Origin of the sequence: Rhodanobacter thiooxydans, from assembly GCF_021545845.1 — a bacterium.
In the GTDB taxonomy this organism is placed as follows: domain Bacteria; phylum Pseudomonadota; class Gammaproteobacteria; order Xanthomonadales; family Rhodanobacteraceae; genus Rhodanobacter.
Genome location: NZ_CP088923.1, coordinates 3,373,661 through 3,388,133 on the forward strand (window position 1 = coordinate 3,373,661; position 14,473 = coordinate 3,388,133).

Consider the following 14,473-nt stretch of genomic DNA (forward strand, 5'->3'; position numbering starts at 1 on the left):
GCCATGCACTTGCACGCGTCGCGTCAGAGCAGTGACTGCGGAATGATCAGGATGTCGCCGGGCTGCATGACCATGTTGTATTTGATCGTGCCGTTCATCAGGTCGCCGAGCCGCACCGGAATGGTCTGCTCGCTGCCGTCGGGCAGCCGACGCGCGACCTTCGCACCGTTGCCCGCCGCAAACTTGGTGAGGCCGCCGACTTCGATCATCACGTCGAGCAGGGTCATTCCGCTGCGGTAAGGCACCGCCTTGGGCATCATCGCCTGCCCGACCACGCGCACCTGCTGGCTATAGGCGCCGACGAAGCTCTTGACGATTACGGTCACCAGCGGCGAACGGACGTAGCGGCCCAACGCGCCCTCCAGGTCGCTCGCCAGTTTGTCCGGGGTTTCGCCGGCCGCCATGATGGATTGCACCAGCGGGATCGAGATGCGCCCGTCGGGACGCACTGGCACGGTGGTGGACAGGCTGGGGTTGTCGCGCACGAAGATCTCCAGCGTATCGCCAGGCCCGATGATGTAGCGCTCTACCGGCGGCGTCGCCGCGGCCGGGCCATCGACGATCGGTGCGCTGCTGCAGCCGCCAAGCAGCAGCAAGCCCGCTGCCATCACCAGCCAGAAAAAGCCGTTTCCCGGGTGCGGTTTCATCCCTTGTCCCCCTCTGTGTCCGTTGATTTCAGCGCGCGCCACGCCCGAACAGCACCACTTCCACGGTCTGGGCCAGGATGGTCAGATCAAACACGAGGTTGTGGTTTTTCACGTAGAACAGGTCGAAATTCAGCTTCTGCTCGGCGTCCTCCAGGGAGGAACCGTACGGGTAGCGCAGCTGGGCCCAGCCGGTCAGCCCCGGCTTCACGCAATGGCGCAAGCGGTAATAGCGGATGCGGGTGTTGAAATCGGCCACGAACTGCGGCCGCTCGGGGCGCGGGCCAATGATGCTCATGTCGCCGCACAGCACGTTCCAGAGCTGCGGCAACTCGTCCAGCCGGGCGTTGCGGATGAAATGCCCGACCCGGGTCACCCGGCCGTCGTTCTTGCTGGCCCAGCGGGCCACCCCGTCGCGCTCGGCGTCGATGCCCATGCTGCGGAACTTGATCACCGAGAACAGCTCGCCGTTCTCGCCCACCCGTTCCTGGTGGTACAGGATCGGGGCACCGCGGCCCGACTCCAGCCGGATGGCCAGGGCCGTCAACAGCATGAACGGCCACGCCACCAGCAGCACCAGCGTGGCGACGGCCACGTCGAAGGCCCGCTTGATCGAGCGCCGCACCGGAGAGCTGTTGAAGCCGTCCGAAAATATCAGCCACGAGGGGTTGGTGAGATCCATCTTGATCCTGCCGGCCTCGCGCTCGAAGAACTCGGTGAGCTCGGTCACTGCCATGCCGCGCTGCTTGCACTCCAGCAACGCGTCCACCGGCAAGGTGCCGCGACGATCGTCCGGCCCCACCACGATTTCGTCCACGCCGCGCCGGGCCGCCCATTCGTACAAGGCCCCGTCGGGATGCAGCAGCAAGGGCGCGGAGACGGATATCGGATCATCCCCAACCGGCACGTAGCCCAGGACCTTGAATCCGCGTTGGTCGGTCCTGCGGCGCATCTTGTGGCTCACCTCGGCGGCGCGCTCGCCGGCGCCGAACATCACCACGCGACGCTTGAACAGGTCGGCGTCCACGAAACCCAGGAACACCACCCGCCACAACGCCACGACCAAGTAGCCCACGACCAGCGCGATGCCCAGGACTCCGCGGCCCAGGTAAGCCGCAGGAACCGCGTAATACAACACGGTAAGCGCGATCCAGCCCAGCGCGAAGGCGATGCCTTGCCGACTGAGCCGGCCGAGCCAGCCCGCCCGCAGATGGACCTGGTACAACCCCAGCGCCTCCATGGAGACAATCAGCATCATCGCCACCAGCAGCCCACGCCAATGCAGCGCTTCGCTGAACGCAACCTGGGTGTTGACATCACCCAGGTAACGCAGCACCACCGCGCCGTAGACACTCGCCACCAGCAACACAAACTCGACCGATGCCAGCAGCAACTGCCAGTGCAACGCACGGAACCGGATTAGCCCGTACATGTTTGCGCCTCCCCCACATTCCCCGTCGCAACTATGCTTCTGCCTAGAAAACCGTGATGCGAGTCACGATTCTAGGCTTTGGTCAAGTGACCTTCCCGTGAAAACGCTGGAAGGGACGGTGATTGCGTACGGCGGGCCACGGCACCGGCACGACGAGTGGCGTTGTGCATGTGCCAAACCGGCAGCCGAGCCGATCAATGCTTGAGCCGGCAATGTCGGCAGGTCGATTGATGAAGGTCCCGTTTCGGCGCTTCGCCGTCCCCGGTCACCAGGCATGACAACAGGTCTCTACTGCTCTCATTGGCGCGCTTTTGCCTCGCCCGGCGGCACGCGCCAAGGATCGGCAAAGGCCCGTGCAACTGCGCGGCGATGGCCCGACGTGCGAAAATCGGGCCACCGACCGTTATTCTCTATTTCATGACTGCCCAGAAATACGATTTTCGCCAATTCCAGGAAGAGCTCGCCAGGCTCGAACGCAAGCCCGAACCGCAATCGCCGGCCAAGCCGCTTGGCAAGAAGGCCGTAGCGGCGCAGCGGCTGGCGCGGGCGCGAGAGGAGTTCCTGGCCTTGCGCCAGCGGCACGAGCTGAGCGTGGCCGACGTGGTGGCGTTCTTCCCGGAGGAGGAAGGCATTGCCTATCTGCAGGAATTGATTGCGGCGGCGCAGGCGAAGCCGCGGCGGACACGGAAGGCGTAGACGGATGCCGGCACGGGGGATCAGCACATGACGAGTCTGCCCAACGACACCTGCGCGCTCTCGCCCGCTGCCGCCGGCCGGTGGCAACGGGCGATGCTGATGGCGGTGACCCTGGCCACGCTGGGGCTGGGCGGCTGCGCGCAGCTGCGCGACAGGCATGCCGCGGTGGTGGTCACGCCATCAGCAGCGCCGGCGGCAGCGGCGACATCGACAGACGCCTCCAGGGAGCCGTCGCTGGCCGCGATCGGCGACCGGCTCCAGTCCGGCCACTACGCCGAAGGCGAAAAGGCCTTGCGCCGGATCCTGGAACGGCGCCCGGGCGACCGTGCCGCACGGGCCATGTTGCGCCAGCTCACCGCCGATCCACGGCAGGAGCTGGGCGAGCGCTGGCGCGCGCACGTGGTGCAACCGGGCGATTCCTACAGCACGCTGGCTGCGCGCTACCTCGGCGACCCGAACCTGTTCCTGATCCTGGCCCGCTACAACGGTTCGACCAATCCTTCGCTGCTGCGCGTCGGCGAGACGCTGCACATGCCGCTGTCGGCCGCCGCCAATGCGGCACCCGCGGTGTCGGCGGCGACCACGTTGCCGACGGCGGTCGTGCGATCCGCCGAGCCGCCGGCGGCCGCCGCGCGCCGACTGCAGGACGAGAGCGTGTCCCTGCTCGGTCAGGGCCACCAGCAGCAGGCGCTGGCCCGCCTCGACCAGGCGCTGAGCATCGACCCCAGCCTGAAGCCGACCGGCACCGGCGCGGTCGCGCTGCGCAAGCAACTGCTGGACTCGTATCACGAGCGCGCGATCGTGCTGTACCGCGACCAGCAGCTGGACCAGGCCATCGCGCTGTGGGACCGGATCCTGGCGATCGCGCCGGACTACGAACCGGCGATCGTCTACCGCACCCGCGCGCGCGAGCTCAAGCAGCGGCTCAAGCAATACTGAGCCGCGGCTCAGGGTTCGCCGGCACCGTCTTCCGTGACCGCAGCCATGATCCGCGTCGGCCGCGTGACATCTTCGCCGGCGGCGGCCGGCGCGGGCGTCGCTGACCGGTGCTGACGCGCCTGCAACGCGCCGTTCATCAGGTTGAAGGCATCGAACAGCCGGCCCAGCTCGTCGCGGCGGGCCAGCCGGATGCGGTGGCGAAAATCGCCGCGCGCCACCTTCAGCAGTGCATCGCCAAGCAGCGCCAGCATGTTGAGCGGGCGGCGGAACAGCCAGTAGGCCGCGCCAACCACCGCAGCCAGGGTCAGCACCAGCACTACGGCGATCACCCACAAGGTGGTCCGCTGCGCCGCACGCAGCGCTGCGTTGCTGATGCCCAGGCGCAGCTCGCCCACGGTCTTGGCCTGGTACTGGATCGGCACGTCGAACAGCAGCATGCCGCCCTGCCCGCGGTCGCCGGCGGTACGGCTGAGGTAGCTCCGGACGTCACCCGATGGCGGCAGATATTTCTCGCCGTCGGGCGCGGACAGCCGCTGGCCGACCTCCCGCGGTTGTGTGCTGGCGATGATGCCGCCGTCGCGGCCGGCGATCGCCAGGTAGCGGATCTGCTGGTTGCGCGAGACGTCGGTGACCAGCGCGCGCGTGGCGGCCTGGTCGCCGAGCAGCAGGTTCTCGGCCGATTCGCCGGCGATCATGCGCCCCATCGAGCTGCCGAAATCCAGCGCCACGCCGGTTACCGCGGCGTTCTGCTTGGCATAGATCGCGGCCAGCCCCAGCATCAGCACCAGGCTCAGGATCGCGCCCAGGCTGCTGGCCCAGCGCAGGCGCAGGGAAATGATGCGGGTGGTCAGCGGATTCTCGCGCTCGCGCTCGTACTCGCGCGCGGCCAGGCGCAGGTCGTCGATGACCTCCGCGCCGCGCTGGTAGCGGGACTCCGCCACGGGCGCCAGCAGGGTGCGCACGATGCTGACCAGGATCGACGGCGTGGCCGGGTCGCGCGGGCGGATCGGCGGCCGCGGCAGACGCAGGCGCTTGCGCAGCAGTTGCTGCGGGTTGCCGATATCCGGCCACGGCAGCTTGCCGACGACCAACCAGTACAGCACCACGCCCAGCGAGAACAGGTCACTGCGCGCATCGGTGCGCTCGCCGCGCAGGCGCTCCAGCGCCATGTAGGCCGGGGTGCCGCCGATTTCCGCGGAGGTCCCGCCGGCGTCGCCCGGCGAGCCGCGGCGCTCGGCAATGCCGAAGTCGCTGATCTTGGCGTAGCTCCAGCCGTCGACCAGCATGATGTTTTCGGGCTTGACGTCGTGGTGCACGATGCCGCGCGCATGCGCGTAGTCGAGCGCCGCGGCAAGCTGGCCCACCAGGTCGATGACCACCGGCAGCGGCGGAAAGCCCGCGCGGGCGACGGCGCTGGCAAGCGTCTCGCCCGGCAGCCGCTCCATCGCGATGTAGGAGCGGCCGTCGTCGGTCTCGCCGACGTCGAAGATGGTGACGATGTGCGGGTGGGTCAGGTGCCCGGCCGCGCGCGCCTCGATCAGGAAACGGCGGCGGTAGGCGGGGTCGGCGGCCACCTCGCGGTGCAGGCACTTGATCGCCACCTTGCGCTCGATGTCCGGGTCGAAGCCGGCGTAGACGACCGCCATCGCACCTTCGCCGAGCACGCCCTCGATGCGGTAGCGACCGACATGCTGCGGAATGGCGTCCGCGCTCACGGCGACCCGCGCAACCACCACACCAGCGCGGCCAGCGCCGCCACCGCGGCGAGCAGCACCGCGACGACGATCCGGCGCCGCGATGCCGGTTCCGGCTGGCCATGCTCACGGGTCAGGAACACGAACTCCGCCTGCCCCAGCCGGATGTGGTCGCCGTGGCGCAAGGCCACCTCGTGGATACGCTGGTCGTTCACGAAGGTGCCGTTGGTGGACAGCGTGTTGACGATGATGCAGTGACCGTTCTGGTTGGTGATCCAGGCATGGTTGCCCGACACGCTGAGGTCGTCGATGACGATCTCGTTGTCGCCCCGGCGGCCGATGGACTGGCGGCCCGGGCCCAGCGCGAAGCGATACCCCTCGATGCCGGCGCTGGTGCCTTCGAGCACCGGTTCGTGCACGCTGATCCGGCGATCCGTCGCGCTCGCGGTCTCGCTGGCGTATTGCCGCAGCGCCTCGGTGGAAAAAAACCGGGTGCCCTGCGGTCCGCCGGAAGGGCGAAACGGTGCCTGACGCTCACTCATCAAAACCTCACCCCCTGGGCCAGCCGGCACTATAGCCAACTGGCGGCTACCGGGCATGAACACGGCTATCGGCGCAGCAGCGAAAAGCTTGACGCCCGCGTCACCTGCCTGAACGCCAGCCACCAGCACGATGCCGCGTTCACCGCCGATTGCTTGGGCCGATTCGAGACTCGGGTTTCCGCAGGCAACCAGGTGTCCTCCATGGTCCACAAGCTCGCTCCACTGGCCCTCACCCTGGCGCTGGGAACATTGGCGCTGGGCATTTCCTCCGCTGCGGTGGCGCAGCAGGCGATGACCGAGCCGCAGGTACAAAGCCGGCTCACCGCGCAGGGCTATACCAAGGTGCACGACCTGAAGTTCAAGGACGGCATGTGGCACGCCGAAGCCAGGAGCGCGAACGGCAGCCGGGTCGACCTGCGCATCGACGCCAGCACCGGCCAGGTGTACCCGGACGAGCAGGTGTCGCGACTGAGCAAGGACGATGTCCGTGCCGCCCTGGAAACCCAGGGCTACACGCACGTGCACGACCTCGACTTCGACGACGGCATGTGGAAGGCCAAGGCCAGGAACCCGGCCGACAACCCCGTCAAGCTGAAGATCGACGCCACCAGCGGCAAGGTGGTCGGCACCTACTAGGCGGTCCGCCGCCGGCTGGACCCGCCCGCGGTCGCTCACTACCATCGGGGAATCCTCTCTCCCCCCGACAGGTGATTGCCCGTGAAGCGACTGCTCCTCTCTGCCCTGGTGATGGCGGCCTGCGCCACTGCGCAGGCCGCCGACGCCCCCACTTTCAGCACCGAACGGCTGTCGGCCGAGGTGAAGACGCTGTCCTCCGATGCGTTCGAGGGCCGTGGCCCGGCCACGCCGGGTGAGGCCAAGACCATCGACTACGTGGTAGCGCAGATGCAGGCCGCCGGCTTGCAGCCCGGCGGCGACCTCAAGGACGGCAAGCGCAGCTGGACCCAGGCGGTGCCGCTGCGGCGCAGCCAGATCGTGGGCGCGCCGGCACTGAAGCTGGGCCTCGGCGGCAAGCAGGAAACGCTGACCCAGGGTGAACAGATCGCTGTGCGCGCGCCGATGGACGGCTCGACCACGGTGGCGATCGAGAACGCGCCGCTGGTGTTCGTGGGCTACGGCGTCAAGGCGCCGGAGCGCCACTGGGACGACTTCAAGGGCGTCGACCTGCACGGCAAGATCGCCGTGGTGCTGATCAACGACCCCGACTTCGAGACCGGCCACGGCGACTTCGGCGGCAAGGCCATGACCTACTACGGCCGCTGGACCTACAAGTACGAGGAAGCCGCGCGGCAGGGCGCGCTGGGCCTGCTGATCGTGCACGAAACCGCGCCGGCCTCGTACGGCTGGGCCACGGTGAAGAACTCCAACACCAACACGATGTTCGACATCGTGCGCGACAAGCCCGGCTCCGTGCATCCGCAACTGGAAGGCTGGATCCAGCGGGACCTGGCAGTGCGCATGTTCAAGCATGCCGGACTGGATTTCGATGCGTTGAAGAAGCAGGCCCAGACCCGCGCGTTCAAGCCGGTGACGCTGAAGGGCGAGAGCCTGTCGGCAAACTTCAAGGTCGATACCGGGGTGATCACCTCGCACAACATCGTAGGCATGGTCGAGGGCAGCAAACACCCGGACGAGACGGTGATCTACAGCGCGCACTGGGACCACCTCGGCGTCGGCGCGCCCGACGCGAAGGGCGACCGCATCTACAACGGCGCGGTGGACAACGCCACCGGCACCGCGGCGCTGATCGAGATCGGCCGTGCGTTCGCGCAGGGGCCGAAGCCCGAACGCTCGGTGGTGTTCCTCAACGTCACCGCCGAGGAGAAGGGCCTGCTCGGCTCCGAGTACTACGCCGCCAACCCGCTGTACCCGCTGGCCACCACGGTGGGCGTGCTCAACATGGACGCGCTCGACCCGCACGGCCCGGCGCGCAACTTCACCATCTCCGGCAGCGCCAAGCTCGGCCTGCTGGACGACCTGGTGGCCAAGGCAAAGCAGTACGGCATGAGCTACACCGCGGACCCGAAGCCGGAAGCCGGCTACTTCTTCCGCTCCGATCACTTCTCGTTCGCCAAGCGCGGCGTGCCGGCGGTGTCATTCGGCTCCGGCAACGACTGGGTCGACGGCGGCATCAAGGCCGGCAAGGCAGCGGCCGACGACTACACCGCCAAGCGCTACCACCAGCCTGGCGACGAATGGCAGGCCAGCTGGACCTTCACCGGCATGGCGCGCGACCTGCAGCTGCTCTATGCCGTGGGCAGCCAGCTGGCGAATTCCGACCAGTGGCCGGACTGGAGCAAGGACTCCGAGTTCCGCGGCATCCGCGACGCCAGCGCCGCCGAGCGCAAGTAACCCAAGCTGTGCTCCCTCCCCTGCGCAGCAGGAGAGGGTTGGGGTGGGGTCAGCTCTTGATCTTCCCCGCCAGCCTGAGCAACCCCCTCCCCACCTCCCCCTGCACGCAGGGGGAGGAGTCGAAACCTTGTTCCCTGCATCGCAAAGCGAGGAGCAAAGGCGATCAACGCCGGCCGTAAGCCCAGCGCAGGAACAGCGGCAACATCTGCTTCCATGACGCCTGGTTGTGCTGGCCGCCCGGCAACAGGAACAACGAGGCATCCGCCCTGCGCGACGGATGCCCCGCATAGTCCAGGTTGATCGAATAACCGAGCTGACTCAGGCCACGCGCGCGAAAGCCGTCGGCACCGCGATAGCCTCCCAGCAGATCCTGCACGTCGTCGATCGTGTCGTTGACGCCGTCGCCATCGCGGTCATCGCTCTCTTCCGTCGTGCCCACCGCGAACCACATCTTCAGGCCGGCGCGCCGGGGTCCGCGATCGACCATCGCTTGCGCCAGCCGCGTGTGCTGGATCGCGGTGGCGCTGCTGCGGTCCGCCGCCAGCCAGAACGAGGGCGAGAAGGCGCCGACCCGGCCGAACAGCTCCGGATATTGCCAGCCGAGGCCGAACGCGTTCAGCGCACCGAGCGACCAGCCCAGTATCGTGCGTCCGCGTGCGGCGCGGCGCGTGCGGTAGTGCGCGTCGACATAGGGCACCAGCACGGTGGCGACCCAGGCGGAATAGTCCCGCGCGCGCACGCCGATCGGGCCGATCCGCGAACCGCCGACGAGGCTGCGCGCGCTGGCGCGATCGAACAGGCCGTAGCCGCTGGCTCGGTCGTCGAGCATGCGGATCGCCACCACGATCACCGGCTCGATCGCCCGCTCGCGGTACAGCCGCGCCAATGTCGGCTGCAGCTCCACCGCGGGCATGTCCTGGCCGTCGTTCGCGTACAGCACCGGGTAGCGACGTGCCGTCGCCGGCGTGTAACCCGGCGGCAGGTAGACCGTCACCGCGATCTTCTGCGGCGCAAACGCCGGCGCGTCGAGTTGCAACTGCACCGGAGCGTCAGCGGCGACGCCCTGCGACGCGATCGTGCTGCCGCTGACGAGCGAGGCGCCGAACAGCAGCCACGGCAGGACGACGAGGCGAAGCATCATCACGCCATGCGGGCGAACCATGCACCGTAGCCGGGCAGCTGCAGGCGGCGGCCGTCGAGCCGGCCAGCCACCAGGCCATGGCCGTCCAGCGGCTGCGGCTCGCCGAGCTCTGCAGGCAGGTCGATCGCGACATCGGCGTCGGCCAGGTTGAACGCCACCAGCACGGTCTGCCCGTGCAGACGGCGGGTGAACGCCAGCACCGGCTCGGCAGTGTCGATGAAGGCGATATCGCCCCAGCGCAGCGCGGGCTGCGACTGGCGCCAGTGCACGAAGCGGCGGAAGCCGTTCAGCACCGAATGCGGGTCGGCCTGCTGCCGGCTCACCGCCAGCGCGTGATGTTCCGCCGGCACCGGCAGCCACGGCATGCCGCCGCTGAAACCGGCCTGCGCGTCGGCGTCGCTCCACGGCATCGGCGTGCGGCAACCGTCGCGGCCCTTGAACTGCGGCCAGAACGCAATGCCGTACGGGTCCTGCAGCGCCTCGTACGGCAGCTCGGCTTCGGTCAGGCCCAGCTCCTCGCCCTGGTAGACGCACACCGAACCGCGCAGCGAACACAGCATCGCGGTGAGCAGGTTGGCCAGCTGCCGCGAAGGCTGGCCGCCGCCCCAGCGCGTCAGCACGCGCTCGACGTCGTGGTTGGAAATCGCCCAGCACGGCCAGCCGTCGGTCATCTGCGCTTCCAGCGCCTGCACCGTGCTGCGGATGTACGCGGCGCTGAAGTCGTCGGTGAGCAGCTCGAAGCTGTAGCCCATGTGCAGGCGGCCAGGGCGGGTGTACTCGGCCATCGTCGCCAGCGAATCCTCCGAGGAGATCTCGCCCAGCGTGGCCGCCCCCGGGTAACGATCCATCAGCGCGCGCAGCTCGCCCAGGAACGCGAGGTTCTCCGGCCGCGTGTTGTTGTAGTAGTGGTACTGGAACGCGTACGGGTTGTCCGGGCTGAAGCCGCGGCCCACGCGCTTGTCCTTCGGCTTGGGCGGGTTGTCGCGCAGCAACGCGTCGTGAAAGCAGAAGTTGATCGCGTCCAGGCGGAAGCCGTCCACACCCTTGTCCAGCCAGAAGCGCACGCTGTCGAGGATCGCCGCGCGCACATCCGGGTGGTAGAAGTTCAGGTCCGGCTGCGAGGTCAGGAAGTTGTGCAGGTAGTACTGGCCGCGGCGCGGCTCCCACTGCCAGGCGCTGCCGCCGAACAGCGACAGCCAGTTGTTCGGCGGGCCGCCATCCTCGCGCGCATCGGCCCACACGTACCAGTCGGCTTTCGCATTGTCGCGGCTCTGCCGGCTTTCGCGGAACCACGCGTGCTCGACCGAGGTGTGGCTGAGCACCTGGTCGATCATCACCTTCAGGCCCAGCGCGTGCGCCTTCGCCAGCAGCGCGTCGAAATCCGCCAGCGTGCCAAACAGCGGATCGACATCGCGGTAGTCGGCGATGTCGTAGCCGAAATCGGCCATCGGCGAGCGGAAGAACGGCGCGATCCAGATCGCGTCCACGCCGAGGCCCGCCACGTAGTCGAGCCGTTCGATGATGCCCGGCAGGTCGCCCACGCCGTCACCGTCGGTGTCCAGGAAACTGCGCGGATAGATCTGGTAGATGACGGCTCCGCGCCACCAGGGTGCATCACTCATCTGAACGTGTCCCCCGCATGAGATGGGCACGTCCGCGTGCCCGTCATTGAATGGCGATCAGCTTAGCCGCGGCTCCGTTGCAACCAGCACGGGTGTGCATACGTATTCATTCGTGCTGCAGCTGCGGCATGCAACGCAGGACGGGCACGCGGCCGCTGCCTCCATGCCACATGCAAAGTCAAGCTGCATTGCGGCCCGCACCATGCAGGCCCGGTGCGGGAGCACGCGTTGCCGCAGCGCAGCAAGCGCGATACAGCGCCCGTCATGAATACGTATGCAGGAAATGCTTCGCTGCGGAAATGCCGGCCTACCATGCAAACACGCCGCCGAAAACCTCGGCAGCGCACCTGCCGACGGTTGTCGCCGACGGAAGCGCGGGGAAAACCAATAACCGAGATCGACGGCGACACACCATTCGTGGGAGGGGATTTACATGGTTCTGAAACACAACATGCTGGCGATGGCGATTGCATCGGTGTGCCTTGGCATGTACGCCACGGCCTATGCCGCCACCGCACCCGCGGCCGGCCCGCAGCAGAGCACGCAGGATCAGGCGCCGACGACGTCGCCCGAGCAGACCAAGAAGGACGACAAGGACGCCGACGGCAAGCACAAGGCGCAGAAGATGCAGGCCGTGGAGGTGAACGGCTTCATCAGCAGCATCGAGAACTCCACCGCGCTCAAGCGCAACTCCAGCACCATCGTCGAGGCGGTGTCGGCCGAGCAGGTCGGCAAGCTGCCCGGCGTGTCCATCGCCGACACGCTCGGCCGCCTGCCCGGCCTCGCCGTGCAGACGGTGAGCGGCCGCCCGCAGGTGCTGACCATCCACGGCATGGGCCCGGATTTCTCCACCGCGCTGATCAACGGCGGCCAGCAGGTTTCCACCTCGAACAACCGCGACGTGCAGTTCGACCAGTACCCGTCGAGCTGGTTCGACAACGTGGTGGTGCACCTGTCGCCCTCCGCCAACCTGATCGGCCAGGGCCTGACCGGCACGGTCGACATGCACACCATCCGTCCGCTGGAGAAGAGCGGCCCCGAGGCGGCGCTGAACGCCCACTACATCTGGAACGACATGTCCCAGCTGTCGAACGGCCCTGGCGTCAGTGACAAGGGCTACAACGTCAATGGCGTGTGGGTGCACCAGTTCGCCGACCACACCCTGGGCGTCACCCTGGGCGTGGACCTGGAGAACAACCCCTCGCAGATCCAGCACCAGCAGCCATGGGGCTATCCGAACGACAACAACGGCAACGCGGTGATCGGCGGCGCGAAGAACTTCGGCATCTCCGACTCGATGAAGCGCCGTGGCGTGCTGGCCACCGTGCAGTGGAAGCCGACCGAGTGGTACACCGGCACCATCGACATGACCTACGACAACTTCAAGGAAGTGCAGCAGGCCAAGGGCATGGAGTTCCCGCTGTGGTGGAGCTCGGCGAAGCTGCTGCCCGGCAGCACGGTGCAGAACGGCATGGACGTCGCCGGCACCTACGGCAACGTCAAGCCGGTCATCCGCAACGACTACAACGCCACCAGCGCCCGGGTCTACAACTTCAACTGGGACAACAAGTTCACCATCAACGAGAACTGGACGGCCGACCTCGACGCGAACTACTCGCGCGCCACCCGCCGCGACGTCAACCTCGAGAGCTACTCCGGCACCGGCTACGGCTCGACCGGCGCCACCGACACGCTCGGCTTCGTCGAGCGCAGCAACGGTCTGCTCTACCTCAACCCGTCGCTGAACTACACCAACGGCGTGGTGCTGACCGACCCGCAGGGCTGGGGCGGCGGCAACGACGTGGTGCAGGCCGGCTTCATCAACGCGCCGCACACCGTGGACTACCTCGCCAACCTGCGCCTGTCGGTGGAACGCAGCTTCACCAGCGGTCCGTTCTCCAGCATGGAGTTCGGCGTGGCGTACAGCAAGCGCAGCAAGACCTACCACATCGACCAGGACTTCCTGACCCTGGGCGGCGGCACCATCAGCGGCGGCAACGCGGTGAAGACCGCGCCGTTCACCGGCAGCAGCTGCGACCCGCTGTCGTGGATGGGCGTGAGCTCGCAGCTCTGCTACAACCCGTTCGAGCTGATCGGCAACGGCACGCTGCAGCAGGTGCCGACCTTCGGCTCGTCGCTGTCGCTGCCGCCGAACTGGAAGGTGCGCGAGAAGACCCTCACGCCGTACCTGCAGATGAACCTGGATACCTACCTGGGCGGTGTCAGCCTGCGCGGCAACTTCGGCATCCAGGCGCAGCGCACCTCGCAGCGCGGCGTGGGCGAGCGCGTGGCGCCCGGCAGCTCGGTCACCGGCGGACAGACTCAGCTGATCCCGGTCACCGCCAGCACCACCTACACCCGCTACCTGCCCAGCGCGAACCTGATCTTCGGCTTCACCGACAACGACGACCTGCGCGTCAGCGCCGCCCGCACCCTGGCCCGCCCGCGCATGGACCAGATGAACGCCAGTCTCGGCGTGAGCGGCAACATCACGCACCTGCCGAACACCGACCCGAACCAGGCCTACTTCAGCGCCTCGGGTGGCAACCCGAAGCTGACGCCGACCATGGCCGACAATTACAACGTCAGCTACGAGCACTACTTCTCGGGCGGCAACGGCTACGAGTGCAACTCCAACGACACGAAGAACTCCGACCTGTGCCGCAGCGGCGCCGGCTACTTCGCGCTATCGGGCTACTTCATCAAGCTGCATGACTACATCAACCCGAACGCGGCCTACCTGTACGACTTCAGCGCCTTCCTGCCGTTCGGCCTGACGCCGGCGCAGCAGGCCCAGCTGGGTACCACCAAGGGCATCGTTTCCGGCCCCACCAACGACGGCCGCGGCTACGTGAAGGGCGCCCAGGTCACCTTGAACACGCCGTTCAACCTGGTGACCCCGGTGCTCGACGGCTTCGGCATGATCCTCACCGGCAACCGCACCAAGAGCTCGCTGGTGTACGCCGGCAACTCCGATCCGATCACCGTGCCGGGCCTGTCGAAGTGGGTGGCCAACGCCACGTTGTACTACCAGCACAATGGCTTCGAGGCGCGCATCAGCGACAGCTACCGTTCCAGCTTCCTGGGCGAGGTGTCGGGCATCAGTGCTTCCCGCATCATGCAGACCGTCAAGGGCGGCAGCACCTACGACGCCCAGCTCAGCTACAGCTTCGACAGCGGCAGCCTGAAGGGCCTGACCTTCATCGTGCAGGGCTCCAACCTGTCCAACAAGCGCTTCATCACGTACCAGAACAACGACCCCCGTCAGGTGCTGACGTGGGAGCGTTACGGCCGTCGCTACGATATCGGCGTCTCGTACAAGTTCCAGTAAGCCGTATCGGCATTACCTCCCCAAGCTGCCCCGCTGTGTGTTGTCCGGCGGGGCTTTTTTTT

The 14,473-nt window shown here is 67.4% G+C and carries 11 protein-coding genes; 5 read left to right on the forward strand and 6 right to left on the reverse strand.

What is annotated here, in order from left to right; translation table 11 throughout:
- Positions 1-23 precede the first annotated feature (23 nt).
- Complete coding sequence (locus tag LRK53_RS15435) at positions 24-647, reverse strand: XrtA/PEP-CTERM system exopolysaccharide export protein (RefSeq protein WP_027492562.1); 624 nt, start codon at positions 645-647, stop codon at positions 24-26.
- Between the two features lie 28 nt (positions 648-675).
- Positions 676-2,076 (reverse strand): TIGR03013 family XrtA/PEP-CTERM system glycosyltransferase, encoded by a 1,401-nt coding sequence (locus LRK53_RS15440; protein WP_027492563.1) that lies wholly within the window; start codon positions 2,074-2,076, stop codon positions 676-678.
- 417 nt (positions 2,077-2,493) lie between these two features.
- On the opposite strand from LRK53_RS15440, the gene LRK53_RS15445 reads away from it, so the two are divergent.
- Together LRK53_RS15445 and LRK53_RS15450 are read left to right on the forward strand one after the other, a co-directional pair.
- Positions 2,494-2,772 (forward strand): hypothetical protein, encoded by a 279-nt coding sequence (locus LRK53_RS15445; RefSeq protein WP_027492564.1) that lies wholly within the window; start codon positions 2,494-2,496, stop codon positions 2,770-2,772.
- A 27-nt stretch (positions 2,773-2,799) separates the two neighbouring features.
- On the forward strand, positions 2,800-3,711 hold the full coding sequence (locus LRK53_RS15450) for a LysM peptidoglycan-binding domain-containing protein (RefSeq protein WP_027492565.1): 912 nt from the start codon (positions 2,800-2,802) through the stop codon (positions 3,709-3,711).
- Between the two features lie 8 nt (positions 3,712-3,719).
- Here LRK53_RS15450 and LRK53_RS15455 read toward each other — a convergent pair whose 3' ends face one another.
- Both LRK53_RS15455 and LRK53_RS15460 read right to left on the reverse strand, forming a co-directional pair.
- Positions 3,720-5,426, reverse strand: coding sequence for a protein kinase domain-containing protein (locus LRK53_RS15455; RefSeq protein ID WP_235642376.1), 1,707 nt, complete (start codon positions 5,424-5,426; stop codon positions 3,720-3,722).
- Entirely contained in the window at positions 5,423-5,947 is a 525-nt protein-coding gene (locus LRK53_RS15460; RefSeq protein WP_027492567.1) for an FHA domain-containing protein, read from the reverse strand. Before LRK53_RS15460 ends, LRK53_RS15455 begins: the two co-directional genes overlap by 4 nt.
- A gap of 201 nt (positions 5,948-6,148) precedes the next feature.
- On the opposite strand from LRK53_RS15460, the gene LRK53_RS15465 reads away from it, so the two are divergent.
- A complete protein-coding gene (locus LRK53_RS15465; RefSeq protein WP_037089584.1) occupies positions 6,149-6,583 on the forward strand; it encodes a PepSY domain-containing protein in 435 nt (144 codons plus the stop codon).
- 81 nt (positions 6,584-6,664) lie between these two features.
- Positions 6,665-8,317 carry a M28 family metallopeptidase gene (locus LRK53_RS15470; RefSeq protein ID WP_027492569.1) on the forward strand — a complete coding sequence of 551 codons (1,653 nt, stop codon included), beginning with the start codon at positions 6,665-6,667 and terminating at the stop codon, positions 8,315-8,317.
- A 163-nt stretch (positions 8,318-8,480) separates the two neighbouring features.
- Here the strand turns inward: LRK53_RS15470 and LRK53_RS15475 are convergent, their stop codons facing one another.
- Together LRK53_RS15475 and LRK53_RS15480 are read right to left on the reverse strand one after the other, a co-directional pair.
- Complete coding sequence (locus tag LRK53_RS15475) at positions 8,481-9,458, reverse strand: alpha/beta hydrolase (protein ID WP_037089586.1); 978 nt, start codon at positions 9,456-9,458, stop codon at positions 8,481-8,483.
- Positions 9,458-11,080 carry an alpha-glucosidase family protein gene (locus LRK53_RS15480; RefSeq protein WP_027492571.1) on the reverse strand — a complete coding sequence of 541 codons (1,623 nt, stop codon included), beginning with the start codon at positions 11,078-11,080 and terminating at the stop codon, positions 9,458-9,460. The genes LRK53_RS15475 and LRK53_RS15480 overlap by 1 nt, the downstream gene beginning before the upstream one ends.
- Positions 11,081-11,513: 433 nt before the next feature.
- Between LRK53_RS15480 and LRK53_RS15485 the strand changes: the two genes are divergently transcribed.
- Complete coding sequence (locus LRK53_RS15485; protein ID WP_027492572.1) at positions 11,514-14,411, forward strand: TonB-dependent receptor; 2,898 nt, start codon at positions 11,514-11,516, stop codon at positions 14,409-14,411.
- The last annotated feature ends 62 nt before the right edge of the window (positions 14,412-14,473 follow it).

Excerpts from the sequence above, each read along its gene's own strand:
- LRK53_RS15465 (WP_037089584.1), top strand. The coding sequence starts at position 6,149 with ATGGTCCACAAGCTCGCTCCACTGGCCCTCACCCTGGCGCTGGGAACA.
- LRK53_RS15485 (WP_027492572.1), top strand. The coding sequence starts at position 11,514 with ATGGTTCTGAAACACAACATGCTGGCGATGGCGATTGCATCGGTGTGC.
- LRK53_RS15450 (WP_027492565.1), top strand. The coding sequence starts at position 2,800 with ATGACGAGTCTGCCCAACGACACCTGCGCGCTCTCGCCCGCTGCCGCC.
- LRK53_RS15475 (WP_037089586.1), bottom strand. The coding sequence starts at position 9,458 with ATGATGCTTCGCCTCGTCGTCCTGCCGTGGCTGCTGTTCGGCGCCTCG.
- LRK53_RS15460 (WP_027492567.1), bottom strand. The coding sequence starts at position 5,947 with ATGAGTGAGCGTCAGGCACCGTTTCGCCCTTCCGGCGGACCGCAGGGC.
- LRK53_RS15445 (WP_027492564.1), top strand. The coding sequence starts at position 2,494 with ATGACTGCCCAGAAATACGATTTTCGCCAATTCCAGGAAGAGCTCGCC.
- LRK53_RS15435 (WP_027492562.1), bottom strand. The coding sequence starts at position 647 with ATGAAACCGCACCCGGGAAACGGCTTTTTCTGGCTGGTGATGGCAGCG.
- LRK53_RS15440 (WP_027492563.1), bottom strand. The coding sequence starts at position 2,076 with ATGTACGGGCTAATCCGGTTCCGTGCGTTGCACTGGCAGTTGCTGCTG.
- LRK53_RS15480 (WP_027492571.1), bottom strand. The coding sequence starts at position 11,080 with ATGAGTGATGCACCCTGGTGGCGCGGAGCCGTCATCTACCAGATCTAT.